At 53.2% G+C, this 24997-nt stretch carries 21 protein-coding genes, 2 pseudogenes and 1 other annotated feature; of the genes and pseudogenes, 17 read left to right on the top strand and 6 right to left on the bottom strand.

The features are described 5' to 3' along the window. The first annotated feature begins 76 nt into the window (after nt 1-76). Nucleotides 77-314 (top strand) — a binding site (T-box leader). 42 nt (nt 315-356) lie between these two features. Next, a complete protein-coding gene (ileS, locus tag IEW70_RS12605) occupies nt 357-3137 on the top strand; it encodes an isoleucine--tRNA ligase (RefSeq protein WP_188648281.1) in 2781 nt (926 codons plus the stop codon). A 263-nt stretch (nt 3138-3400) separates the two neighbouring features. Here the strand turns inward: ileS and IEW70_RS12600 are convergent. Then, nucleotides 3401-3887, bottom strand: a pseudogene (locus tag IEW70_RS12600) (nucleoside transporter C-terminal domain-containing protein); the annotation flags it as partial. A 219-nt stretch (nt 3888-4106) separates the two neighbouring features. Between IEW70_RS12600 and IEW70_RS12595 the strand changes: the two are divergent. The 12 genes from IEW70_RS12595 to IEW70_RS12540 all read left to right on the top strand — a co-directional run bounded on the left by IEW70_RS12595 (nt 4107) and on the right by IEW70_RS12540 (nt 18039). Continuing rightward, nucleotides 4107-4814, top strand: a complete 708-nt coding sequence (locus IEW70_RS12595; RefSeq protein WP_188648280.1) for a TraR/DksA C4-type zinc finger protein — start codon at nt 4107-4109, stop codon at nt 4812-4814. Nucleotides 4815-4921: 107 nt separating this feature from the next. Further along, the gene (gene lspA / locus IEW70_RS12590; protein WP_373285966.1) at nt 4922-5410 is read left to right on the top strand and encodes a signal peptidase II; all 489 of its coding nucleotides are present in this window, start codon (nt 4922-4924) and stop codon (nt 5408-5410) included. Continuing rightward, on the top strand, nt 5407-6336 hold the full coding sequence (locus IEW70_RS12585) for an RluA family pseudouridine synthase (protein WP_188648279.1): 930 nt from the start codon (nt 5407-5409) through the stop codon (nt 6334-6336). Before lspA ends, IEW70_RS12585 begins: the two co-directional genes overlap by 4 nt. A 214-nt stretch (nt 6337-6550) precedes the next feature. Next, nucleotides 6551-7087: a bifunctional pyr operon transcriptional regulator/uracil phosphoribosyltransferase PyrR gene (gene pyrR, locus IEW70_RS12580; RefSeq protein ID WP_188648278.1), complete on the top strand. Its 537-nt coding sequence runs from the start codon at nt 6551-6553 to the stop codon at nt 7085-7087. Nucleotides 7088-7237: 150 nt separating this feature from the next. Further along, nucleotides 7238-8593 carry a uracil permease gene (gene uraA / locus IEW70_RS12575; protein WP_188648277.1) on the top strand — a complete coding sequence of 452 codons (1356 nt, stop codon included), beginning with the start codon at nt 7238-7240 and terminating at the stop codon, nt 8591-8593. A 307-nt stretch (nt 8594-8900) separates the two neighbouring features. Beyond that, on the top strand, nt 8901-9818 hold the full coding sequence (locus tag IEW70_RS12570) for an aspartate carbamoyltransferase catalytic subunit (protein WP_188648276.1): 918 nt from the start codon (nt 8901-8903) through the stop codon (nt 9816-9818). A 6-nt stretch (nt 9819-9824) separates the two neighbouring features. Next, nucleotides 9825-11123, top strand: coding sequence for a dihydroorotase (pyrC, locus tag IEW70_RS12565; protein ID WP_188648275.1), 1299 nt, complete (start codon nt 9825-9827; stop codon nt 11121-11123). Between the two features lie 120 nt (nt 11124-11243). Continuing rightward, the gene (carA, locus tag IEW70_RS12560) at nt 11244-12341 is read left to right on the top strand and encodes a glutamine-hydrolyzing carbamoyl-phosphate synthase small subunit (protein ID WP_188648274.1); all 1098 of its coding nucleotides are present in this window, start codon (nt 11244-11246) and stop codon (nt 12339-12341) included. Then, nucleotides 12334-15567, top strand: a complete 3234-nt coding sequence (carB, locus tag IEW70_RS12555; RefSeq protein WP_188648273.1) for a carbamoyl-phosphate synthase large subunit — start codon at nt 12334-12336, stop codon at nt 15565-15567. Before carA ends, carB begins: the two co-directional genes overlap by 8 nt. Nucleotides 15568-15698: 131 nt before the next feature. Continuing rightward, nucleotides 15699-16463: an orotidine-5'-phosphate decarboxylase gene (pyrF, locus tag IEW70_RS12550; RefSeq protein ID WP_229751969.1), complete on the top strand. Its 765-nt coding sequence runs from the start codon at nt 15699-15701 to the stop codon at nt 16461-16463. Next, nucleotides 16464-17051 (top strand): orotate phosphoribosyltransferase, encoded by a 588-nt coding sequence (gene pyrE, locus IEW70_RS12545; RefSeq protein ID WP_188648272.1) that lies wholly within the window; start codon nt 16464-16466, stop codon nt 17049-17051. Between the two features lie 607 nt (nt 17052-17658). Further along, nucleotides 17659-18039, top strand: a complete 381-nt coding sequence (locus IEW70_RS12540; RefSeq protein ID WP_188648271.1) for an NUDIX hydrolase — start codon at nt 17659-17661, stop codon at nt 18037-18039. Nucleotides 18040-18185: 146 nt separating this feature from the next. Here the strand turns inward: IEW70_RS12540 and IEW70_RS12535 are convergent, their stop codons facing one another. Further along, nucleotides 18186-18977, bottom strand: a complete 792-nt coding sequence (locus IEW70_RS12535) for an HAD family hydrolase (protein ID WP_188648270.1) — start codon at nt 18975-18977, stop codon at nt 18186-18188. Between the two features lie 694 nt (nt 18978-19671). Here IEW70_RS12535 and IEW70_RS12530 point away from each other — a divergent pair. The 4 genes and pseudogenes from IEW70_RS12530 (at nt 19672) to IEW70_RS12515 (ending at nt 21275) form a co-directional block, all read left to right on the top strand. After that, nucleotides 19672-19992, top strand: coding sequence for a phage integrase N-terminal SAM-like domain-containing protein (locus tag IEW70_RS12530; protein ID WP_188648269.1), 321 nt, complete (start codon nt 19672-19674; stop codon nt 19990-19992). A 24-nt stretch (nt 19993-20016) separates the two neighbouring features. After that, nucleotides 20017-20562: pseudogene (locus tag IEW70_RS12525) on the top strand (tyrosine-type recombinase/integrase); the annotation flags it as partial. A 16-nt stretch (nt 20563-20578) separates the two neighbouring features. Then, entirely contained in the window at nt 20579-20902 is a 324-nt protein-coding gene (locus IEW70_RS12520; protein WP_188648268.1) for a tyrosine-type recombinase/integrase, read from the top strand. Further along, complete coding sequence (locus IEW70_RS12515) at nt 20820-21275, top strand: hypothetical protein (RefSeq protein ID WP_188648415.1); 456 nt, start codon at nt 20820-20822, stop codon at nt 21273-21275. The genes IEW70_RS12520 and IEW70_RS12515 overlap by 83 nt, the downstream gene beginning before the upstream one ends. A 155-nt stretch (nt 21276-21430) precedes the next feature. Here IEW70_RS12515 and IEW70_RS12510 read toward each other — a convergent pair whose 3' ends face one another. The 4 genes from IEW70_RS12510 to IEW70_RS12495 all read right to left on the bottom strand — a co-directional run bounded on the left by IEW70_RS12510 (nt 21431) and on the right by IEW70_RS12495 (nt 24997). After that, nucleotides 21431-22816, bottom strand: a complete 1386-nt coding sequence (locus tag IEW70_RS12510; RefSeq protein ID WP_188648267.1) for a PepSY-associated TM helix domain-containing protein — start codon at nt 22814-22816, stop codon at nt 21431-21433. 134 nt (nt 22817-22950) lie between these two features. Beyond that, the gene (locus IEW70_RS12505) at nt 22951-23544 is read right to left on the bottom strand and encodes a DeoR family transcriptional regulator (RefSeq protein ID WP_188648266.1); all 594 of its coding nucleotides are present in this window, start codon (nt 23542-23544) and stop codon (nt 22951-22953) included. Nucleotides 23545-23896: 352 nt separating this feature from the next. Beyond that, entirely contained in the window at nt 23897-24664 is a 768-nt protein-coding gene (locus IEW70_RS12500) for a 3-oxoacyl-ACP reductase (protein WP_188648265.1), read from the bottom strand. 177 nt (nt 24665-24841) lie between these two features. Continuing rightward, the gene (locus tag IEW70_RS12495; RefSeq protein ID WP_188648264.1) at nt 24842-24997 is read right to left on the bottom strand and encodes a hypothetical protein; all 156 of its coding nucleotides are present in this window, start codon (nt 24995-24997) and stop codon (nt 24842-24844) included.

The raw sequence follows: 24997 nt of genomic DNA, 5'->3' as shown, positions 1-24997 counted from the left end.
CTCCTCTTTACCCCGGTGAAGCGTGAGCAAGGTTGGTTCCTTAAAAGTTGGAGGGAGCCGCATCAGAGGCTTTCCCATGAAGGCGAAGAACGGAAGAGTAGGCAGATGCAAATCCGGCATCAGCGAGTTAGGGATGGTGGAAGCCTAACCCGAACATCTGTCGAAGATCCTCCGGGAGCCGTTTCCCTGAACTGCGGAGTAGGGGAAACCGTGTGATTCGCGTTAGGAATCCGAAAGCGAGCTTTGTTCGGTTGTACATATGACCAAACAAGGCTTATTAGGGTGGTACCGCGGGAAAACTTCTCGTCCCTAACCGGGAGTGAGAAGTTTTCCTTTTTTATTGGGAGGTGAAAGGATTGGAATACAAAAAAACGTTGCGGTTGCCGCAGACAGATTTTCCGATGCGGGGGAATCTGCCCAACCGCGAACCAGAAATGCAACAATGGTGGGAGGATATCGACATTTATCGGTTAGTGCGCAAGGAACGGGAGGGTAAACCGAAATTTATCCTTCATGACGGACCGCCGTACGCCAATGGAGATATCCATATCGGTCATGCGCTGAACAAAATTTTGAAAGACTTTATTATCCGTTACAAGTCGCTGCAAGGGTATGATGCCCCATATATTCCCGGATGGGATACCCATGGGCTGCCCATTGAGCATGCGATCTCCACAAAAAAGGGAGTGGACCGGAAAAAGACAGATCCGGTAACCTTCCGGGAACAGTGCAAGGAGTACGCTCTCTCCTTTGTGGAAAAGCAAAAAAGCCAGTTCAAGCGTCTCGGGGTACGCGGGGATTGGGAAAATCCTTACATCACCCTCCGTCCGGAATATGAGGCGCAACAAATTCGCATCTTCGGAGACATGGTAAAAAAGGGCTACATCTACCGCGGCTATCGCTCGGTTTATTGGTCCCCGTCTTCGGAGACTGCCTTGGCTGATGCGGAAGTGGAGTACAAAGACAAACGTTCTCCCAGCATCTATGTGGCCTTCCCCGTCAAGAAAGGAAACGGGGTGTTGCCGGAAGAACAGACTTCCATCGTGATCTGGACGACGACTCCGTGGACTATTCCCGCCAACCTGGCCATCGCCCTGAACCGGGAGTTCCAATATGCGCTGGTGAAAGCCGGTGACCGGCAGTTCCTGCTGGCCGATGAGCTGGTGGATGATGTGATGAAGCTGGCGGAAATCGACGGCTACGAGAAGGTGCAAATCTTCCGCGGTGAAGAGCTGGAAGGTGTGGTATGCCGTCATCCCTTTTATGACCGGGAAAGCCCGGTGGTTTTCGGGGATCACGTCACCCTGGATGCCGGTACCGGCTGTGTACACACCGCTCCCGGTCACGGTGCGGAAGACTTTGAGCTGGGACAGAAGTACAACCTGGGTGTCTTGTGTCCGGTGGATGAAAAAGGTTGCTTTACAGCGGAAGCGCCCGGCTTTGAAGGCCTATTTTACGATGATGCCAACAAATTGGTCACAGAGAAGCTGCGGGAAGGCGGCCACCTCTTGAAGCTGGCCTTCATCACCCACCAATACCCCCATGACTGGCGTACCAAACAACCGGTCATTTTCCGGGCCACCGAGCAATGGTTTGCTTCCATCGACGGCTTCCGGGAGAAAATGCTCGAAGCCATCAAAGGAGTGAAATGGACGCCTGCATGGGGGGAAGTACGACTCCACAACATGGTGGCGGATCGGGGGGACTGGTGTATCTCCCGGCAACGGGTATGGGGTGTGCCTTTGCCCATCTTCTATTGTGAATCCTGCAGCCATCCGCTGATCAACGACGATACCATCGAGCACATCGCCGATCTGTTCGCCAAGGAAGGTTCTTCCTCCTGGTTTGCCAAAGATACGGAAGAGCTGTTGCCGAAGGGAGCCGTTTGCCCCGAATGTGGCGGGGACAGCTTCCGCAAAGAGACGGATACCATGGATGTCTGGTTCGACTCGGGCAGCAGCCATGCCGCCGTATTGATGCAACGGGAAGAAACCGTGTGGCCTGCGGATTTGTACCTGGAAGGTTCTGACCAATACCGCGGCTGGTTCAACTCCTCCCTGTCCACGGCAGTGGCCACGAAAGGCGAAGCGCCCTACAAAGCGGTGTTGAGTCACGGATTTACCCTGGACGGCGAAGGGCGGAAAATGTCCAAGTCCCTGGGCAACACCATCGATCCCTTAAAAGTGATGAAGCAGTACGGGGCGGATATTTTGCGTCTCTGGGTGGCTTCCGTGGATTATCAGGCGGATGTGCGCGTCTCAGATGACATTCTGAAACAGATCGCGGAAGTGTATCGCAAAATCCGGAACACGTTCCGTTTCCTTCTGGGGAACCTGGCCGATTTCAATCCGAAAACGGATCGGGTATCCCATGGACAGATGGATGAGCTGGACCAATATGCCTTGGTCAAATTGCAACGCTTGGTGCAACGGGTGACCAAAGCTTATGACGAGTACGAGTTTCATATGGTATATCACGCGGTCCACCACTTCTGCACCGTGTTTATGAGCCAGTTCTATTTGGATGTATTGAAGGACCGCCTGTATATCTTGCCGGAAGAGGATGCCAAACGCCGGTCGTCCCAAACCGTGCTGTATGAAGCTTTGCTAACTCTGGTGAAAATGATTCACCCGATTTTGCCGCACACGACAGAGGAAGTGTGGAAATACGTTCCCGGAGTGGAAGCCGTCAGCGTCCAGCTGACAGATTTCCCCCAAGTGGATGAAGCCTTGCTGGACAATGAACTGGAAGCCAAATGGGATGCTTTCCTCGACTTGCGGGACGTGGCGCTGAAAGCATTGGAAGAGGCACGTAACGCGAAAGTGATCGGGAACTCCCTCGGTGCGGCCGTGGATCTGTACCCCACCACCGAAGAGACCCACCGTCTGCTGAGCAGTTTGGACAACTTGGCGGAGTTGTTGATCGTTTCCCAAGTAAAACTGCACGATCCGGGGACAGAGGCGGCAGAAGGTGCCGTGGCCGGCGAGGGTCTTCAGGTAAAGATCTCACCGGCTGAAGGCGGTAAATGTGAGCGCTGCTGGGTAATCAGCCCCGCAGTGGGTAAAAGCGAATCCCATCCGAAGTTGTGCGGCCGTTGTGCCGACATCGTGGAAAAACATTATGCTGATGTGAAGTAACACAGTCCCCTGGGGTCTATCTTCTGTCCATAACGAGCCATTCACAAGGAGCGACTTGTGACCCCCCCCTCATGGGAGACCTCTGCAAAAAGGGTCTTCTTCCACGGGGCGGAACGGACAATCCGTAAGCCAAATTGAAAAGCGCCGATCGGCGCTTTTCCTCGTTTCTGTAAGTGTCTCTTTTAGGCCCCCTTATTTATAAAAAAGAGAGCCGATGGGTTCGACTCTCCTCGACACACTTGTTCGTGCTGGTGATGTCGTTCTCAGGAAATCAAAATCCCCGCAATCGCCGCATTTAAGAGATTGGCCAGTGTACCGGCGATCAACGCTTTGATGCCGAAGCGGGACATCTCTGCGGCGCTCCGGTGCCAACCCGCCGATAGTACCGATCTGTATGGCGATGGAAGAGAAGTTGGCAAAACCGCACAGTGCAAAGGTGACAATGGCGGCTGTTTTGGTGGACAGTTCATTAATGTGCGGGCCCAATGCACTGTAGGCCACCACCATTTTCGTTCCAATGTAGCTCCCTGCTTGAATCGCCTCGGACCACGGTACCCCGATCACAAAGGCAATCGGCGCAAAAACATAACCCAGGACTTTTTGCAGGGTCAATCCAGCGACGCCGAACAGATCTCCGATTCCTCCCAAAATCCCGTTAAGCAATGCGATCAAGCCTACAAAGGCAATCAGCAACGCACCGACGTTAAGGGCCAGTTTCAACCCATCCAGCGCACCTCCCGCCGCTGCATCAAAACGCCGATCGGAGCTTTTCCTAGTGTTTTGCAGAGGTCTCCAATCGGGGGTTTCTTTTTTTAATGGAAAAGGAAGCGTGAAATTCCGGCCCATAGGGGACCCTAATTCCAAAGCGGGGGGAAAATGAAATACCCCTTCGTTTTTGGTCAGTTTTTTCTTTGTCATCCAAAGAAAAAGCTCGTCGCCAAAGGGATCATAGGACCAGGGGGGGAACCGATGGTGCTTTCACAGGAACAGCAACAACAATTGCGACAACAACTGATGGAAGAAAAAAAGCGGCTGGAGGAGCGGTTGGCCGACAACCATCACTATGGAATGGGAGACGGGATGAACAATTCAATCGGCGAGCTCTCCGGTTACGATAACCACCCGGCGGATATCGGAACGGAGTTGTTTGAACGGGGCAAGGATCTGGCTCTCAACGAGGAAGACGAACATCGACTGGAAGAAATTGAGATGGCCTTGTTGCAGATGGAAGCAGGCCGTTATGGTACCTGTGTAGTCTGTGGAAAAGAAATTCCTTATGAGCGGCTGGAGGCTGTTCCGGAGACTTCCCTTTGCATTGAACACCAAACCGAGAAGGAAGTTTCTCACCGGCGTCCAGTGGAGGAGAAGGTGCTCCGTCCGCCTTATGGCCGCCATTTCAATGACGGTACCAAGCAAAGCGCTTATGACGGGGAAGATGCCTGGCAAGAGGTGGAGCAATATGGAACCTCCAATCCGCCGGACTTTTTCCGAGAAGGGAAAAATTACAACGAACTGGTGATCGACAACGACGAGCGGCGGGGGTATGTGGACGATTTCGAAGGCTTCGCCATTACGGATGCACGGGGCGATACCGAGGAGATTACAGACATCACCCATAATGATGCTTACCGACGGGCAGATGAAAAAGAGAGAGCTGAAAGCGAATCCAGCGAATAATCGACAGTCCAAGCAAAACCGCCCGGGTATTTGTTGTTTGGCGAACAAGCGTATGCTACAATGATTTGGAAAAGTGAGCGGAACTGTGAGGAGACAGGAGGAGGGCAATGACAGCTCTGAGATACTATGGGATCGCAGTCGCCGTCCTTTTGCTGGACCAGGTGACAAAATGGTTCGTCCTGCACCGGATGGAATTGTACGAATCCATCCCAGTGTGGGACGATGTTTTTCATATCACATCCCATCGGAACCGGGGTGCCGCTTTCGGTATTCTTCAAAACCAACAATGGCTCTTTATCGGCATTACGGTTGTGGTGACAGCGGTATTGTTGGTGTATATCTATCGCCTGCGCAAGGAAGGGGCGATGATGTTGTGGTCATTGTCTCTCATTTTAGGAGGCGCAGTGGGCAATCTGATCGACCGGGTCCGGTTTGGGGAAGTGGTTGATTTTCTTGATTTTCGACTGATCCATTATCCCATCTTCAACGTAGCGGATTCAGCGATCGTAATCGGTGTCTGCCTGATGGTGATCGTTACTCTCCGTCAGCCGGCGAGAGAAAAGGAGTACGTTTCCAAGGCAGGGGAAGGACGTTGAACCAGGAAGAGATTCACCAGATTACGGTTGATGCAGCAGATGAAGGAGAACGGATAGACAAATACCTGGCGGCCAGGGAGGAAGAATGGTCCCGTATGGCCGTTCAATCCTGGATCAAGGAGAAGCGGGTGCTGGTGAACGGCAAGGCGGTCAAAGGAAACTACCGGTTAAAACAGGGAGACCGAGTGGAAGTGCGCGTGCCGCCGCCGGAAGAACTGTCGGTGGATCCGGAAGAGATCCCCTTGGACGTGGCCTACGAGGACCAGGATGTGATCGTCGTCAATAAACCGCGGGGGATGGTGGTTCACCCGGCACCCGGGAACACGACGGGAACGCTGGTGAATGCGCTGTTGGCCCACTGTCAGGACTTATCCGGCATCGGGGGCGTCATTCGGCCGGGAATTGTACACCGCATTGATAAAGATACCTCCGGTCTGATCATGGCAGCGAAGAATGACGGGGCTCATCAATCATTGGCGGCACAATTGAAGGAGCACTCGGTCGACCGGGAATATGTAGCGCTGGTGCACGGAAACATTTCCCACGATCTCGGTACGGTGGATGCCCCGATCGGCCGGGATCCCCGTCATCGGCAGCGGATGGCCGTAGAGCCCAAAAACGGGAAGCCCGCGGTGACCCACTTTGAAGTGATCGAGCGGTTTGGCAATGCGACACTGGTTCGATGCCGCCTGGAAACGGGACGGACGCATCAGATCCGTGTACATATGAAACATATCGGGCACCCTTTGGTAGGAGATCCGGTATACAGCACCACCAGCAAAAAGTATGGAATTCAGGGACAAGCCCTACATGCGCAGGTCCTGGGATTTGATCATCCCCGCACCGGTGAACGCATTCGTTTGGAGGCGGATCTACCGGAGGATATGGAACGTTTGATTCGCGATTTTCGCAGCCGTTCGGTGTAACCGGACGACATTTTTTTTATTTTTTCTATTGACAGCCCGCCGCGGGTTCGTCATAATAAGAACAACTGAATGAGCACCTTTTAAATCAGTCCCGTGAGGCTGGCAAGGGTAGACGGATAATGAGACGCAGGGTTCGTGTGTCTTGTTTGCAGGGAATAGCTCTTGCCTGACGGGCAAGGGTTTTTTTGTGCTCTTGATGTGGAGGTGAAGCCCGATGCCTGAAGAAAAAATTCTGCTGGACAAAGCGACCATCGGACGGTCACTCACCCGGATTGCTCACGAAATTTTGGAGAGAAACAAAGGCATCGCCGATTGTGTCCTCGTTGGCATTCGTACCCGCGGGATCTACCTGGCCCGACGGTTGGCGGAGCGGCTGGAACGCATTGAAGGCATCCGCCCGCCGGTTGGGGAGTTGGATATCACCCTGTACCGGGATGATCTGACGGAAAAAGGAGAACAACCCCACGTCCGAGGATCGGAGATGCCGGTGTCTGTTCACGGCAAAACCGTGGTGCTGGTGGATGATGTTCTCTACACGGGCCGAACGGTGCGGGCCGCGATGGATGCCTTGATCGACCAAGGGCGGCCGCAAATGATCCAACTGGCGGTGCTGGTGGATCGGGGTCATCGGGAATTGCCGATTCGCCCGGACTATGTGGGGAAAAACGTTCCCACCTCCCGTTCAGAGGTTGTCGCCGTTCAAGTGGTGGAGATCGATGGACAGGATCAGGTTACCATACGAACTTCATGATATAGACGGTTAGCCCCCTTTAAGGCGGTCCCGAGAGGCCGGCAAGGGAGGTCGCCCGGCGTGCGCAATCCGTGTGTGCGCCTCTCGTGTACCTCTTTGCCGGAATCGGTGAAGAGGTTTTTTCATATGTGGCGAAGGAGGATGTAGGAGATGAGACTGGATGTACATGAACGACCGAAAACAACGGAATGGCTGGCTTTGAGTTTACAGCACCTGTTTGCCATGTTTGGCGCGACGATCCTGGTGCCGCTGCTGACGGGGTTGTCCCCCTCGATCGCACTGTTGACAAGCGGTATCGGGACCTTGGCTTACTTGATCATTACGCGGGGCAAAATCCCGGCGTACCTGGGTTCTTCTTTTGCCTTTATCGTCCCGATCATCACCGTGTCCCAGACGGAGGGAACGGGAGAGGCCCTCTTCGGCTGTTTTTTGGCCGGATTGACTTACGGAGTGGTGGCTCTCCTGATTCACCGCTATGGATCGGGCTGGCTGGACTACTTGCTGCCGCCGGTAGTGATCGGCTCCGTGGTGATCGTCATCGGGCTGGCGTTGGCATCCACCGCTGTCGACATGGCCAGCACCCAGCAGGTGACGCGGGAGCTGCCGGATACGGTGCAGGAGTTCCACGCCCTGCCCGGAAAGGTGGAAAAGGTGGATGAACAAGCGAACACCGTGACCTTGAAAGTGTACTCCTTGAAGCATTTCGGTGTCGCTCTGGCCACATTGGGCATAGCCATTCTCTTCAGTCTCTTCTTCCGCGGATTCCTGCGCCTCATCCCGGTCTTGGGCGGAATTATCGGCGGTTATGTCGTGGCTTGCTTCGCCGGGCTGGTGGACTTCACGCCGGTCAAAGAAGCTTCCTGGTTCGCCTTGCCGAACTTCACCACTCCGGAGGTTTCCTGGAAAGCCGCCCTGGTGATTGTACCGGTCGCCTTGGTCACATTGACGGAACATATTGGCCACCTGATGGTAACCAGCGGCATCATGAACCGGGATCTGGCCAAAGATCCGGGGCTGCACCGCTCTTTGCTGGGAGACGGGGTGGCCACCTCCATCGCCGCACTGCTCGGAGGACCGCCGAACACTACCTATGGAGAGAACATCGGGGTCATGGCCATCACCCGAATCTTCAGCGTCTTCGTGATCGGAGGAGCGGCGGTCATCGCCATCGCCTTCTCCTTCATCGGCAAACTGTCTGCACTAATCTCCACGATTCCGCCGGCAGTGATGGGCGGGGTGTCCATCCTGCTGTTCGGGATCATCGCTTCGGCAGGCCTGCGGATGATGGTGGAGGACCGTGTCGACTTCAACGACAAGCGCAACCTGGTGATCGCCTCGGTCGTGCTGGTGATCGGAGTGGGCGGAGCCGCCCTCAAATTTGCCGGACTCCATTTTGAAGTGGAAGGGATGGCTTTGGCTACGGTGATGGGCATCCTGCTCAATCTGGTTTTGCCCAAAACCACCGGGGCGGAGGAAGAAAACCGGGGTTCCACGCAAGCGGCATAAACGTTTCAATCATATACAAGCAGTTCCTTTAAATCCGGTCCCGAGAGGCCGTGGAAGGAGCTTCAGGTTTGAGGCGGTCTTTGCAAACCGATGGGGTTTAACGATTCGCACCCGTGAACGTGTCTGAACACGGAAAGGTCACAGCCTGGATGAACAGCGGGCATTGGGGTCCCTTTGACAGGCTGAGCGAACGTTGGATGGTGTCCCATTGGAGAAGAGAGCAATTCTGCCTGAAAACCTTTGTCTCAAGCTGAGTCTCCTTCCGAAAAACGGAAGGAGTTTTTTTATACCAGGGGAGGGGTTCGCGATGTTGATGGCGATGGAATCCAGAAGGCACCTGTTGGATACGGATGGATTGTCCCGGGAAGAGATTCAGGAGTTGCTTGACCGAGCGAAATATTGGAAACAGCAAGGGAAGCAAAAACATGCCCTTGGAGCGGGTCGGTTCGCAGCCAACCTCTTTTATGAACCCAGCACACGCACCCGAGTCTCCTTCGAAGTGGCGGAAAAGCGATTGGGCATGGAAACGATCCAGTTCAATCCGGACACCTCCAGCGGCGTAAAAGGGGAAACGCTGCAGGACACGATGAAAACCTTGGCATCCATCGGCGTGGAAATAGCGGTGGTACGGCATGCCGGTGTCGGGGTGCTGGCGGAGTTGGCTCGGGAAGACCTGGGGCTCAGCCTGGTTAATGCCGGGGAGGGCAATGGCGGACATCCGACCCAAGCTTTGCTGGATCTGTTTACGATGCAGGAACACTTCGGAGAAGTGGCAGGCCTGCGGGTAGCGATCATCGGAGATATCCATCACAGCCGGGTGGCACGGTCCAATGTGTGGGCCCTCAAGACCATGGGTGCGGAAGTGGTGCTGAGCGGACCCGCTTCGATGCGGGATGCTCAGCTGGAACAGCACGCTCCCTATGTGCCGGTGGATGAAGCTGTGCGCCAGACGGATGTAGTCATGATGCTCCGGGTGCAACTGGAACGGCACCGGGAAACCATATTTACCTCGGCGGACGATTATCTGAGGGCTTACGGTCTGACGGGCAAGCGAGAATCCATGATGCAGCCCCACGCGATCATTATGCATCCGGGGCCCGTCAACCGGGGTGTGGAAATGGAAGATCGATTTGTGGAACATCCCCGATCCTTGATCTTTGAACAAATGGCGAACGGTGTGTGGATACGGATGGCCGTACTGGAACGCAGCTTAGAGAAGGAGTGAAAATGGATGAAACGATTGCTGAAAAATGGAAAGGTGCTGGATCGGACAACGGGTGAGTTGGTTGCGGCGGATGTGTTGGTAGAAGGGAGGAAAGTGGCCAAAATCGGTCCAAACCTAGCGCAGAATGTAACCGTGGACCAAGTGGTGGAGCTGGGTGGGAAATTGATCCTGCCGGGTCTGATCGATATGCATATCCACCTGCGGGAACCGGGATTTGAAGCAAAAGAAACCATCGCTACGGGAACGAAGGCGGCGGCGCGAGGCGGCTTTACCACAGTGGCCTGTATGCCCAACACCCGTCCGGTGACCGATCAGCCGGAAACGGTACGCGCCATTCGGGAAAAAGCACGCCAGGGAGGCGGTGCTCGGGTTTTGCCGATCGCTGCCATCACCCAAGGCTCCCAAGGGAAAGAGCTGACGAACTTTGCGGCACTGAAAGAAGCGGGAGCGGTCGCTGTCTCTGACGACGGAGTGGGGGTGCAGAATCCCCGGGTGATGAAGGAAGCGATGTGTCAGGCGGCCCAGCTCGATATGCCGGTGGTGGCCCACTGTGAAGAAGAAGCGTTGTTGGTCCCCGGTGCTTGTGTCCACGACGGGGTATTTGCGGAGAAGCACGGATTGCCGGGTATCCCCTCCGAATCGGAAGCGATCCATGTCGGGCGGGACATTTTGCTGGCGGAAGATACCGGGGTGCATTACCATGTGTGCCACATCAGCGCAGAAGCCTCTGTCCGGCTGGTGCGGGAAGCCAAATCCCGGGGACAGCGGGTAACAGCGGAGGTGACTCCCCACCACCTGTTGTTATGTGAAGAAGATATCCCGTCCCCGGACCCGATGTTTAAGATGAATCCTCCCCTGCGGAGAAAGCGGGACCGGGAAGTGTTGCTGGAAGCGTTGAAGGACGGCACGATCGACTTTATCGCCACCGATCACGCCCCTCACACAGCGGAGGAAAAAGCGCGGAGCATGACGGAAGCGCCTTTTGGCATCGTCGGCTTGGAGACGGCGTTTCCGCTGCTGTATACCCATCTGGTGCTGACCGGTAAGCTGACCCTGCTGGAATTGGTGGACAAAATGAGTCGGATTCCGGCGGAATGCTTCGGTCTCCCCTACGGCACCTTGGAGGAAGGAAAAACAGCGGACCTGACGGTGGTCGATCTGGAAGAAGAGCGGGAGATCCATCCTGCCGAGTTCTTGTCCAAAGGGAAGAATACCCCCTTCGCGGGATGGAAAGGGAAGGGCTGGCCGGTATTAACCCTGCTGGAAGGCGAAATCGTCTGGGAACAGCAAACGCCCGGCGTCTAAGCGACCATGAGGACACTGCAGGTGGAAAGCAAACCGAGCTCCTCGGCATTAAAAAGAGAGTGAGCGGGGAACCACACCCGTACGAGCGAAAGCAATGATCGAACACAGGGAGGGAGCAATATGGAAGCACGGCTGTTACTGGAAGACGGATCCCGCTGGGTTGGGACCTCCTTTGGAGCGGAAGGGGAAACGATCGGTGAAGTAGTGTTCAATACCGGGATGACGGGATATCAGGAGGTGTTGACAGATCCCTCCTACTGCGGGCAAATCGTCACCATGACCTACCCCTTAATCGGGAATTACGGGTTGAATCGGTACGATATGGAGGCACAGCAATCCTTTGTCCACGGTTTTATTGTTCGGGAGCATGCGGAGTTGCCCAGCAACTGGCGCAGTGAACAAAGCGTCTCCAATTGGCTCAACGAACAAGGCATCCTCGGGATCGCGGGGATCGACACCCGCCACCTGACCCGCAAGATTCGTCTGCACGGCACCATGCGGGGCGTGTTGACCACCCGTCCGGCTGCCTGGGAGGAGCTGGCGGAACGGTTGGATGTGCCGCCGATGCGGGATCAGGTAGCCCGGGTAAGCACCAAGAGCATCTATACCCTGCCCAGCTATGGCAAACGAGTGGTATTGATGGACTTTGGAGCCAAATACGGGCTGGAACGGGAGCTGGTCAAACGGGGCTGTGAAGTGGTCGTCGTGCCTCATGATACCTCCATTGACGAGATCCGCCGGCTGCGCCCGGATGGCGTCCTTCTTTCCAACGGACCGGGAGATCCCAAAGATGTGCCGGAAGCGGTAAAGACGGTGGAATCCCTGCTGGGGGAAGTGCCGCTGTTCGGCATCTGTCTCGGGCACCAGCTGTTTGCTCTCGCCTGCGGTGCGGATACGGAGAAAATGAAATTCGGTCATCGGGGAAGCAACCACCCGGTGAAAGAGTTGGCCTCCGGCCGCACCTACATCACCTCACAAAACCACGGATATGCCGTTAGCGTGGATTCCCTCCCCGGGACATCGCTCACGATGACCCACATGGCGTTGAACGACGGAACCTGTGAAGGGCTGGCCCATGTGAAATATCCGGCCTTCTCTGTGCAGTATCATCCAGAGGCTTCTCCCGGTCCACACGATTCGGAGTATCTGTTTGACCGGTTTATCGAGATGATGGAGAACCATTCCCGACCCAACAAGGAGGAGAAGATGCATGCCTAAAGACACCGCACTCAAAAAGATCCTGGTCATCGGTTCCGGTCCCATCGTCATCGGACAGGCCGCAGAGTTCGACTATGCGGGTACCCAGGCTTGTCAGTCCCTCCGGGAAGAAGGGATCGAGGTGATCCTGATCAACAGCAACCCGGCCACCATTATGACGGATACCGACATGGCAGATAAAGTGTATATCGAACCGATGACACCGGAGTTTGTCACCCAAGTGATTCGGAAAGAACGGCCGGATGGATTGCTGCCCACCCTGGGCGGTCAGACCGGGCTCAACCTGGCTGTGGAACTGGCGGAAGCGGGTGTGTTGGAACGGGAGGGCGTACGTCTCCTCGGTACCGATCTGCGGGCGATCACCTGCGCGGAAGACCGGGAGCAGTTCCGCTCCTTGATGAAAGAGATCGGCGAACCGATCCCGGAAAGCACCATCGTCCAAGAAGTGGAGGAAGCCGTTGCCTTCGCAGAGAAAACCAGATACCCGGTCATTGTGCGTCCGGCGTACACGCTGGGCGGAACCGGCGGCGGTATCGCCAAAGACGAGGCGGAACTCCGGGAAACGGTGGAAAATGGCCTTCGTTACAGTCCGATCCGCCAATGTCTTATTGAAAAAAGCATTGCCGGCATGAAAGAGATCGAGTATGAAGTGATGCGGGATTCCCTGGGCAATGCCATCGTGGTCTGCAACATGGAAAACTTGGATCCCGTCGGGGTACACACCGGGGACAGCATCGTGTTTGCCCCGAGTCAAACGCTGTCGGACCGGGAGTATCAGATGCTGCGCACCTCTGCTCTCCATATCATCGAGTCCCTGGATATTCGGGGCGGATGCAACGTACAGTTCGCCTTGGATCCGGACAGCTTCCAATACTATGTCATCGAAGTCAACCCCCGGGTGAGTCGTTCCAGTGCCCTTGCTTCCAAGGCTACCGGATACCCCATCGCCCGGATTGCCGCCAAAATCGCCATCGGTTACACCTTGGACGAACTGCGCAATCCGGTTACAGGACAAACCTATGCCTGCTTCGAACCGGCACTGGATTATGTGGTAAGCAAAATCCCCCGCTGGCCCTTTGACAAATTCACTACGGCCAACCGCAAACTGGGCACCCAGATGAAAGCGACCGGCGAAGTGATGGCCATCGGCCGGACGCTGGAGGAATCCCTCTTGAAAGCGGTGCGCTCTCTGGAGATCGGATTGGATCATATTGAGCTGAGCGAAGCGCGGGAGCTGACCCAGGAGGAGTTGGAAACCCGTCTGGAAACACCGGATGACGAACGCCTTTTCCTTCTGGCTGAATGGTTCCGACGGGGCTTGTCCTTGGAAGATGCCCATTGGTTGAGCAAAATCGACCGCTTCTTCCTGGACAAAATACGGAAGATCGTGGCGATGGAACAAGAACTGAACGGAGCAGAGCTGACACCGGAACGGCTTCAACTGGCGAAGCGCATGGGCTTCACGGACAGTGCCATCGCCCGCTGGTCGGGTCAAACCGAAGCGGGAGTCCGGCAACTCCGTCAACAGAACAACCTCTGTCCGGTATACAAGATGGTGGATACCTGCGCTGCCGAATTTGAAGCGGCCACTCCTTACTACTACTCCACTTTCGAATCCGAAGATGAAGTGGAGAAAAGCGACCGGCCGACCGTGGTCGTTCTGGGATCGGGTCCGATCCGGATCGGGCAGGGAGTGGAGTTTGACTATGCGACGGTTCATGCCATCCAGGCGATCCGGTCTGCCGGGCTGGAAGCGGTCATTATCAATAACAACCCGGAAACGGTATCCACGGACTTCAACATCTCCGACCGGCTTTACTTTGAACCGCTGTATCTTGAGGATGTGCTCCATGTCATCGAAAAGGAAAATTCTGTGGGTGTCATCGTCCAGTTCGGTGGACAGACGGCGCTTAATCTGGCCCGGGATTTGAAAGAGGAAGGCATCCCGATCTTAGGGACCTCCTTGGAACAGATCGACCGTGCCGAGGATCGGAAAAAATTTGAGCATCTGTTGGCAGAGGTGAATATTCCCCAGCCGCCGGGTGTGGCTGTCACGTCGGTGGAGGAAGCGGCGGAAGAGGCCAAAAGTCTGGGCTTCCCGGTATTGGTTCGACCTTCCTATGTCTTGGGAGGGCGGGCGATGGAGATCGTCTACAGCGAAGAGGAGCTCCGTTCGTACATGGATGCCGCCGTCAAAGTGAATCCCCAGCACCCCGTCCTAATCGACCGGTATCTGCGGGGGAAAGAGATCGAAGTGGATGCAATCTCCGATGGGGAGCGGGTATTGATCCCCGGCATTATGGAGCATGTGGAACGGGCGGGGGTACACTCCGGTGATTCCATCGCCGTCTATCCGCCGCAGTCTCTGACACAAGAGCAGAAGGATCGGTTGGTGACGATGACGGAAGAAATCGCCCGCGCTCTGAACATCCGCGGATTGATCAATATCCAGTTTGTTTTGCATCAAGACGAAATCTACGTCCTGGAAGTCAACCCGCGGGCTTCCCGCACGGTGCCCTTCTTGAGCAAAGTGACCGGGGTTCCCATGGCCAGAACGGCCACCCGGATCATGCTGGGAGAAAGTTTGACGGAACAGGGATTTGACGGAGGTTTGTGGCCGGAGGGCCCGGAAGTGGCCGTCAAGGTGCCGGTCTTCTCCTTTGCCAAACTGCGTCGGGTCGATGTCACCCTGGGCCCCGAGATGAAATCTACCGGGGAAGTGATGGGACGCGACCGGGATTATGACCGGGCGGTCTACAAAGGCCTGCTGGCGGCGGGCGTTTCGCTGCCCCGCTTCGGGACGGTAGTGGCTACGATCAGCGATAAGGATAAAGAAGAAGCCGTGGATCTCTGCCGCCGATTCCACCAGTTGGGTTATCGGATTGTCTCTACCAGCGGTACGGCAGACACACTGGAAGCCGCCGGGCTGCCGGTAATTCGGGTCAACAAGCTGAAAGAAGGATCGCCCCATATTCTGGATCTGATTCGGGTAGGCAAAGCCGATCTGGTGGTCAACACTTGGACCCGGGGGAAAACGCCGGCCAGGGATGGTTTCCGCATCCGGAGGGAAGCCGTAGAGCACGGGATTGCCTGTCTTACCTCGCTGGATACGGTGGCGGCGCTTTTGACCACGCTGGAGTCGATCTATCTCACAGCGGAGCCGATCGGTCAGCCGATTCAGCAACAGGAAAAAAAGGAGCAAGAAGCGGTCTTATCCAAAGCATGAAGGAAGTTCAACCTTGTTTGGAGCCGGAGGGTGGGTCCATGAAAACGGCATTTCTCGCAACAAAGCAAGAAGGGATAACGAAATCCGCTGAAAGACAGTTAATTTGCATGATCAAGGAGGGAGGAGACGGGATGAAGATATCCAAAGCGCCTATGGAAAAAGAAAATCAAGAAACGGCTCGCCAGCGGGTGATTGTCGCCCTGGATTTTCCCGGGAAGGAGCCTGCAGAAGCCTTCTTAGAGCGGTGGAAGGATCGAGAAGGCGCCAAACCCTTTGTCAAAGTGGGTATGCAGTTGTTTTACGCGACGGGGCCGTCATGGGTAGTTTCTCTGAAAGAACGCGGTTTTCCCGTCTTCCTCGACCTTAAACTCCACGACATTCCCAATACGGTGAAGGGAGCTGTGCAATCCATCAGCCGTCTCGGCGTTGATCTGGTGACCCTCCATGCCGGCGGAGGGAGCCGGATGATGGAATCGGCGAGAGAAGCAGCAGAGCAGGCGGGGGAGAAACGTCCCCGTCTGCTCGCGGTGACACAGTTGACCAGCACCGATCAAAGGATGTTGAACGAAGAGATCGGAATCCCCGGCACCGTGAAAGAAAGTGTCCTCCGCTATGCCCGACTGGCCCAAGCCAGCGGGGTGGACGGAGTGGTTTGCTCCGGAGAGGAGGCGGGGGAGATTAAACAAGCGACGTCAGGCGGCTTCCTCACGGTGACCCCCGGCATCCGTCCCAAAGGAGCCGCCGTCGGAGATCAAAAGCGGGTCATGACTCCCGCCCAAGCCATTGCCAACGGCGCAGACTACCTGGTAGTGGGCCGTCCGGTCACTCAGGCTCCAGATCCGGTCAGTGCCTATCAAGCGATCATCCAGGAAATCATCGAGGCAGAGGTGGAATAAATGAGCGAAACGTGGAATGTGGAAGAAGCGCTGAAGAGAAGAGATGTGTTGAAACAAGGCCACTTTCTTCTTTCCTCCGGCCGTCACAGCCGGCAATATATGCAATGCGCCCAGTTGTTGCAACATCCGGAGGAAGCAGAAGAAGCCGGGAAAGCCCTGGCTGCGTTGTTTCACGGGGAAGCGGTGGATGTGGTGGTGGGCCCCGCTCTGGGCGGAGTGATCATCGCTCACGAGACTGCCCGCGCTCTCGGTGTCCGCTGCATCTTTACCGAACGGAAGGAAGGAGAGATGACCATCCGCCGCGGTTTCTCGGTGCAACCCGGTGAACGGGTGGTGATTATTGAAGATGTGGTCACCACCGGCGGCTCCGTCAACGAAGTAATCCGGCTGGCGAAGGAAGCGGGAGCCACTCTGGTTGGAGTCGGTTCCATCGTGGATCGGAGCGGCGGCGGCAATCCCTTTGACGTGCCTTTTCGTTCCCTGCTGGAACTGAAGATCGAGAGCTATGCGCCAAAGGAGTGCCCTCTCTGTAAGGAAGGGATTCCGGCGGTAAAACCGGGCAGCCGGGAAATAGTGAAAACCGGTTGATAATGAAGTCTTACCCCTGCCCAGTAGACAAATAATTCAAGCGGCTCACTGGACTCAGATGGTTGAGACGTTTCTGGAAGCGTTCGTAGTTGCAGTAATGGATGATACGATCCACTGTTTCTTCTTTTTCTCGGAATAGAGAGCTACCACTCGGACTTAAATGTCCAAAGAAGCTTTCCATACACGCATGGTCCACAGTGTCCTTTTCTCGACATACTGAAAATGTGTTGTATCTTTGCAGTAGTTTGTGGTATGGATGGGATGTGTACGGGAATCCATTGATGACTGTGCAGAAGGGCTCCATTCACATCCCTCTTTTATGGCCGGTTGGACCAGCTCATCCTTGAGATTCAATCTCTTGCCCCTGACCTCCATCATGTAACGATTTCAACGGAAACCTCTTATGCAATATCTTCACGCGCTAGGCTACACGGTGTATTTTTCATGAATCCCAAAAGCGTCGATCGTGCCCGTGGTGGTGGAGTTTGGCGATGGTTACGAATCCTATTTGCGATATGGAAAAAACGTCAAGCATACAACCCCGAGATTTACCCTCAAGGAAGATTCGAAATGTTGCTAGAAACTGATTCACTAAGGGGGAGGAAAGTTGAATTTGCCTATATCAATAAAAGGGATCATTATCTACGACAATAAGGTGTTGTTGTTAAAAAATGAAAGAAATGAATGGGAGCTACCTGGTGGGAGACTAGAGCCCGATGAAACTCCTGAACAATGTGTAATACGAGAGATTAAAGAAGAATTGAATATCTTTTGCTCGGTTAAGAAATTAGTAGATGTATGGGTTTATAAAGTGTTTTCGGATAGAAATGTTTTTATAGTTACTTATCTTTGTGAATGTTTGGGTAGACCACAAATTGTAATAAGCGATGAACACATGGATTATAAGTGGCTAGATATATCGAAAATGGAAAGTATCCATATGCCGTACGGGTACAAAAGATCTATAAGCAAAGTAATTAGCTGGTGATTTCTTAAAATATGATTTTGGTTCATCTAGAAATATCCCCTCCAAGTGAACAGTAAGGGGCTTGCTTCTTACGGTCCACTCAAAGGGGATCTTATCAGATGGCAGGAGTTTTGCTTATGGAACAAGGGTGTACTACCCATTCCCCATTAACCTTTTAACCCTATCTCTACCGCTTCCGCGACCGAACCCACTGTGTAGCGGGCCTTGGTACGCACGCCTTCCGGGCTGTGAGCCATGGCGCAGCTGTAGGAGGGGAAGGCCTCAAACATGGATACATCGTTGAAAGCATCGCCAACGCAAAGCACTTCATCCGGCTGGATGCCGAGATGCTGTACCAAGGCCTTTAAGCCCGTTCCTTTGGAGACACCGACCGGCATCACATCCAGACAATCCTTGTCGGAGATGAAAGCATCGATGTGAGGAGCTAGGCTGGCGTTGTTTTCCAAGGTCGCCTTCAGTTCTTTGAGTACACTCAGCTCACCGAAATAACTGAATTTGCAAGGGAGCCATTCGTTGCTGAACCGTTCCCGCACATCACTCATAATATCAATGGGAGCGAACAGACGGGTGCGGATCAATTCGGAAAAGGCATGTTCCTGAGGCGTCACCAGTTGGTGTTCAAAACAGATCATAAGGAACAAATCAAACGCTTTCGTGGTATCATATATGTCCCGTGCCATTTCCAACGAGAAGGTTTGTTGGTGCAGCAACTCGTTATCTTTGGTATGGACAAAGGAACCGTTCTGACTCACGCCGTGGCAAGTGAGTCCCGTCTCATCCATGACGCGGGTGAACTCTTCCTGCATCCGGCCGGAGGCGAGACAGATCTCCACGCCTTGATCTACGGCACGGTGGAGGGCTTCCTGGTCGGTGGGACGTACCTTTTGTCCTTCATCCAACAGGGTTCCGTCCAGATCGCTGACAATCAGCTTGATCATGTGAGTACCTCTCCTTCCCAGTCAACCGAACAAATATCTCAACTGCACCACTATATCCTTTTCTACGGGGTAGGTGCAACCGGTTTTCGGGGAGAAGAAGGAGTTTGCCGCCCAATGGATGCGTTTACATGCACTGCGTGACCGCTCCTTTGCTGGATTGCGGTCTTTTTTACAAATGAATGCCGAGGCTGTTGACAAAGTCTATAAAAATACCCTTACCACGAGGAGCAGTCTGTGAAGAAACTGGAAAATGCTTTGCGCACAGTGAATGTTAAAATGACTTGAGACAGCACTGAAGTCATTAATTTTTTATCTTTGGAGGGGATGGTGGATGAATTTCTTAAAGCAATTGTTCTTTCGGTTCACTTTTTTGTTATTTACATTGATAATTGTGCTGGCCCTCACCATCGTCGGCATGAACCTCCTCTTGGGATACATGGATTTTTAACCCATGCCGGTAACGATTCACGGAATTTAGGGCCACTCTGGAAGAGAGTGGCTTTTTAATACCTATTAACTTTACCGAATATGCATTCTGTAAAGTAAACAGCCCAAAAAGGCTGTTTTTTCTTTATAGAATACGTAGATTTCAAGGGGGTTTCAGCTTTTACAGAATACGAAGAGGGAAAGGAGGCATGAACAGCTGAGAAGGAAAACAAAATTTTATTCCAAGATGGGGGAGGGGAGAGGTGCGATGTACATACAACCCTTTCAGGCCTGGCTGCAGGAAAAAGGCAAAGGGGAATTAACCCTACAGGAATACCTTCGTGTAGTAAAAATCCTCGCTCGTTGGTGGGAAACAAGTACCGGTAAGCCCTTTGATCCCGATCAGGTGACCGCCCGGGATCTCCACGATTGGATCGGCCATATGCAAACCGTGGTGCGGTTGGCCCCGTCGACGATCAACAAACGGATTGCCGCGATGAAGACCTATTGGAGTTTCCTAACCCAAGCCGGACACTTCACTCTGAACCCCACCGATCCCGTCCGGATCCGGCGGGCCTCTTCCTTGTGACAGACGCCGCGGTGGTTAACCCGGCCGCAGCAAGCCCGGTTTCTGCACCTGGTAAGAAAAGAAACTAACCCATGGAAGCGAACCCGCAACCTGGCCATGGTTCAGTTAATGCTCCAAGCCGGTCTCCGGATTTCCGAAGTGGTTGACTTGGATGCAGAGGACGTCAGTCTGGAGCGTAGCACCTTGGTGGTGCGATCGGGGAAAGGCGGGAAGTATCGGGTAGCGCTGATGAATCCCGACCTTAAACGGGCAATGGAAGAATGGGGGAAGGTGAGAGGGGAGACCGATTCTCCTGCGTGGCTGCTATCTGAGCGGGGGAAGAAGCGGATGACCCGCCAAGGGGTGCATTATCTGATTCGTAAGTTCCTTGATCAGCTGGGGTTGGCGTACTATTCAGCCCATTCCCTTCGTCATTCCTTTTGCCGAAACCTAATCGATGCCGGCCAACCCCTGCAAGTGGTAGCGCAATTGGCAGGGCATGAAAGCTTGGAGACGACCCGTAGATACATTACCCCAAGTGAGCATGATTTAAGAAAAGCAGTGGACAGCATTTCGGAGTCCAAGGAATAAAAGTAATCCCTACTCAGTGCAACGGGTGTTGGAGAAATTCGGCGTTCATCCTCACCAGCTTCGCCATACCTATTGCCGAGAGCTCGTTGGGGCTGGGACCGTTGCAGAGCTAGCAGGACACGCAGATATTAATGTTACCCGACGTTATGCGAAACCTTCCGCCAAAGAGCTGGGGCGATTGAAAAGGCTTTTTCTTGACGGCGGGAATAAGCCCCTTTCTTCCTGGAATATAGTTGGAAAACAAAAGGAAATGGGTGTTGCCGGTGGTTGTGTATATCAGCAGTTGTATCCTCGTATTAGCTTGCATCACCTATCTATACATTCTTATCAATCGACATAAGCGTGTCTTTTCCCCGATGCAGGGGATGGTACTTTCCATGGGGGCGGCCATGATGGGTAGCACACTGATAGGTACTATTCTTGGAATTATCTTTAAACAGATGACTTGGCCAACGATGGTTTCCGTTATCCTCGGAATTGGATTGGGTTATCTCACAGGAAGGCCCGTACATATGGTCGCAGCCCTAGATGGAATGTTGGCTAGAATCATGGGTGGTTTGATGGGACCCATGCTGGGTGTCATGGTCGCTAATGAAAATCCTCTGGTAATGGTTGGATTTCTCGATTGTGTATTTATAGGGATGATCTTCACCCTGGTCTTCTTTATCCGGGAACATGTAAAACATCGCGCTCTCCAGACACAACAGAATTAAAGGAGTGGCGGCAAAAGTGAGCTGTGCTACCTCCACTTTTTAATAGATAACTCAAAGCAGCCCCTATTAACAGGGCTGCTTTTATCTTCAAGTAGACAGGAATTTGAAACAAAGTAACTCACGCAGGTTAACCCTCTTCGGGCAGTGATGTCCGATTAACTTGCCCATTGCTTTAACGACGGGATCCTTCGAATGATTAGCCAATCCAAGAGCAACACGATGATCAGAGAGAGCCCGACCAGCGGGAAGAAGATTCCAAGGATCATCAGGATGACGGTTCCCGATTTCATGGTCTGGGCAGTTGGAGTTTTCTGTGGGGCTCCCAGTTTACCTTGCGGCCGACGTTTCCACCACATGGTGACACCAGTGGCAACCAGGCCAATCAAACCGAGGCAGGCCAACACACCCATGATCTGATTAGCCAACCCGAAATAGGTGCCTTGGTGCAGGGCGATGCCAATCGAGATCGCTTTGGCAACGGGACCGTAATCATTGAATCGCAAATCGGCCAACGTTTTGCCACTGTATTGGTCCACATGGAGCGTTGCCTGTTTTTGTGGGCGATCCGGATTGGTGGAAAGGGTGTACACCCCTTTTTTCCCTTCCGGCAGATAAATGGTATAGCCAGGTTCCAGTTGTTTGGATTTTGCAATGGCTGCTACTTTATTCAACGACAAGGGTTTAATCGAGCTGGATGAAGATTTGGGAACTGGCATATTTTCCGCTGCCCAGGCGACATCTTTGGCAACATCCTTGGTTTTTGGAACGGTGGATTCCGGTTTGGGTCCGAAGGAAAAAGCAAAAGCGGGATATCCGGTATGGGTGGCTGTAGCTGCTTTATTGACCATTTCTCCCCATACTCCAGACCACGGAAGGCCGGTAAAAATGAAGATAATTAGGAGAGCCGATAGCCAAAATGCGGGGACCGCATGCATATCCCGCCAGAAGATGCGTTTCCCTTTTTTCAGTCTGGGAAGGAACGTTCCCCACCAAGATTTTCGATTCCGCGGCCACCACAAATACATACCGGTTAAAACCAGGATGAAAGCCCAGCAAGCGGCCAACTCGACAATCCGATTGCCGAAGGTGCCTCCCCATAACTCACCGTTATGAATGGATTTCATTTTTTCCAGCAATCGGTCATCATCATTGATTTTCCCTAACACCTTTCCGTTGTAGGGGTTGACGTACACCTTAGACATCTGTCCACCGTTCATTATTCCAATTTCAGTCGAACGGTTGGATGCGATTCCTTCTGTAAAGCTTGTTACTTGCGATTTGGGATATTGTTGGGTTACCCTCTTCATCTGTTCCGAAGGTGCCAGTCTTTTCTCACCGGCGGAAACGTAGTAGTAATCCTTATATAACCAGGATTCGATCTGGGGCTTAAATAGATAGACACTCCCGCTGATCGCCAGTAGGATAAAGAAAGGAGCAAAAATCAACCCAGCATAGAAATGCCACCGCCAGATGGTTTGGTAAAATTTCGAAGCATCGTTTTCCTCAGCATTTCGTTGTTGTGGTTCCAATGTCGCTTGCATTATTTACACCTCTGACCTTTAATGATGCTCGTGGTTTTCATGATTTTTGTGGTGCTTATGGTTGGAATCGGAAGAACAAGCTGTTCCTGTGAGGAGTACCATACCGACTAAAAGCCCAAGAAACAGTCTTTTCATTACAATTCCTCCTTCGTGTTAGAATGACACCCAGAACATGCATCTTGCTTCATCTGCTGTTGAAGGAAATCCATGGCCTCTACTAGTGGGAAAAGCTTACCACCGAATCCTTTGACAAATCGCTCTGCGGTCTCTTTGTGTTGAAAGCTCAGAACCTGTGGTTGACAGCACCCGACACTGACGTGGGAATCCAACACATACCAGGCAGCATTGGCACTGACAGTGGTATTGGTAAAGAAATCCTGACAGAGAGCTTGTATCACTTGCTCCTGCACTTGGTGATGACGTAACAAGCCGCAATGGGGACAGCATGCCGTTTCTACCCGATGATTAGCCCAAACCAATCGATACGCCAGACGCTGCTCTCCCGCTCGGCCGCACAAGACACAACTACTGGTAACGGGATCAACCGAAGCCTTCCATTCCACGCCACCATAGGTCTTGGTTACAACACCTTCTTCAATCAGCGCTTTGAGATCTCGGTGAATGGTCATCTCTGATACTTGGAATTGTTCACTCAAATCACTGATACGAACCGACCGGTGCTCTTGGATGAATTCCCGGATCTGCTGGCGCCTTTCGTTGGGTAACATCCCTCCACCCCCTGATTGTGTTGAGTTATAACAACAGTAAACAAACATCCTCATCTAGTGTACAAGAATCCGTTTACATTAGGAAGTTCATAGTGTATATAATTTGTTACTGTTTTTTGACGGTGAGCAATCAAAAACAGATTCATTCAAACACATAGTGCTGTTTATGTATGTTACGATATAACAAGGAAGATCAGTTTAAAATCCCCAATTAAGTAGTGCGTAACTATTAAAAAAGAATACTTTTGCTTACCAGCACGAAAAAATCCGTTCCAAATTTTTAAGGAACGGATTTTTTCCTTAGCGTACAATTTTCTTTTTTCGGTACGGTGACCCCTTATATACCCATCTGTCAGTTCATTACCAACCCACCATCCACGATCAGATATTGTCCGGTGATCTGTCTCGCCCATTCCGAGGCGAAGAACAATACTGCGCCAGCCACATCGTGTGGTTGGGTGACCCGCCGGAGGGGTCTGGAAGAGCGGATAATTTCGAAGACCTCGTCGGAGGTTTTCCGGCTAGCCCGGGTTCGGTCCAGTAAGCCTGCGGCCACCGTGTTCACCGTGATATTGTAACTGCCTAGTTCTGATGCCAAGGTGCGGGTGAAGCCCATCAGGGCCGCTTTGGCCGTGGTGTAGTCGTGATAGGGGACTACTGGGTGATTGACCAGATTGGTTCCAATATTGATGATCCGACCAAATTGCTGTTCCTTCATCCTTCCAATCACAGCTTGTACGCAGTGAAAGGCGCCTTTTAGCGTTCCGTCCAGCTGGTTTTGCATTTCCTTCCAGGTCAGGGTATCCGTCCGGGATCGGTTATCAGGATCAAACTCATACCGGTACAAGGCGTTGTTGACTAGGATATCCACGGGTCCCCACTCCCGTCCTATCTCCTCCACCATCCGTCGCACCGCTTCTCCGTCCCGGACGTCAGCCTGGATGGCCATCGCCCTTCCTCCAGATGAAGCGATAGTATCCACCACCGCCTTAGCCTCATCCTTGCTTTCTCGGTAGTTGACGACAACGGATGCACCTTCGGAAGCAAAAGCCTTGCAGATAGAGGCGCCCAATCCCCGGCTCCCTCCTGTCACCAATACGGTCTTTCCTTTCAGTTTCATTAAAAGCCCTCTCCTTCTCGAGTACAGCGGGGAACGAAGAAAGGATTTATAACGTAACAAGATCGATGTTATGTTATGTTCTATGCGTTTCACAATCTTCACGGGATGTATATCGTATTCATTGAGGATAGGGGATGGGATAGAAAAAGGATCGAAAACCAGCTTTCCATTTTCCTCTCAGACTTCTGAGTCCGAGGTACACCAAATACAGAGCGCGCCTGCCACCCGGATGAAGGAGAACAGGGTAACAGACTGTTGCAGCAAAGCGATCAACAGAAAGTCGGGGCCGGGGGAAGCAGCCAAGGCAAACCCCAGCCAAAAGAGAGGATCCAC

This window comes from Marinithermofilum abyssi (assembly GCF_014641195.1).
GTDB lineage: Bacteria > Bacillota > Bacilli > Thermoactinomycetales > DSM-45169 > Marinithermofilum > Marinithermofilum abyssi.
The sequence above is the reverse complement of the archived record's forward strand: the minus strand, read 5'-3'. Positions and strand labels throughout refer to the sequence as shown.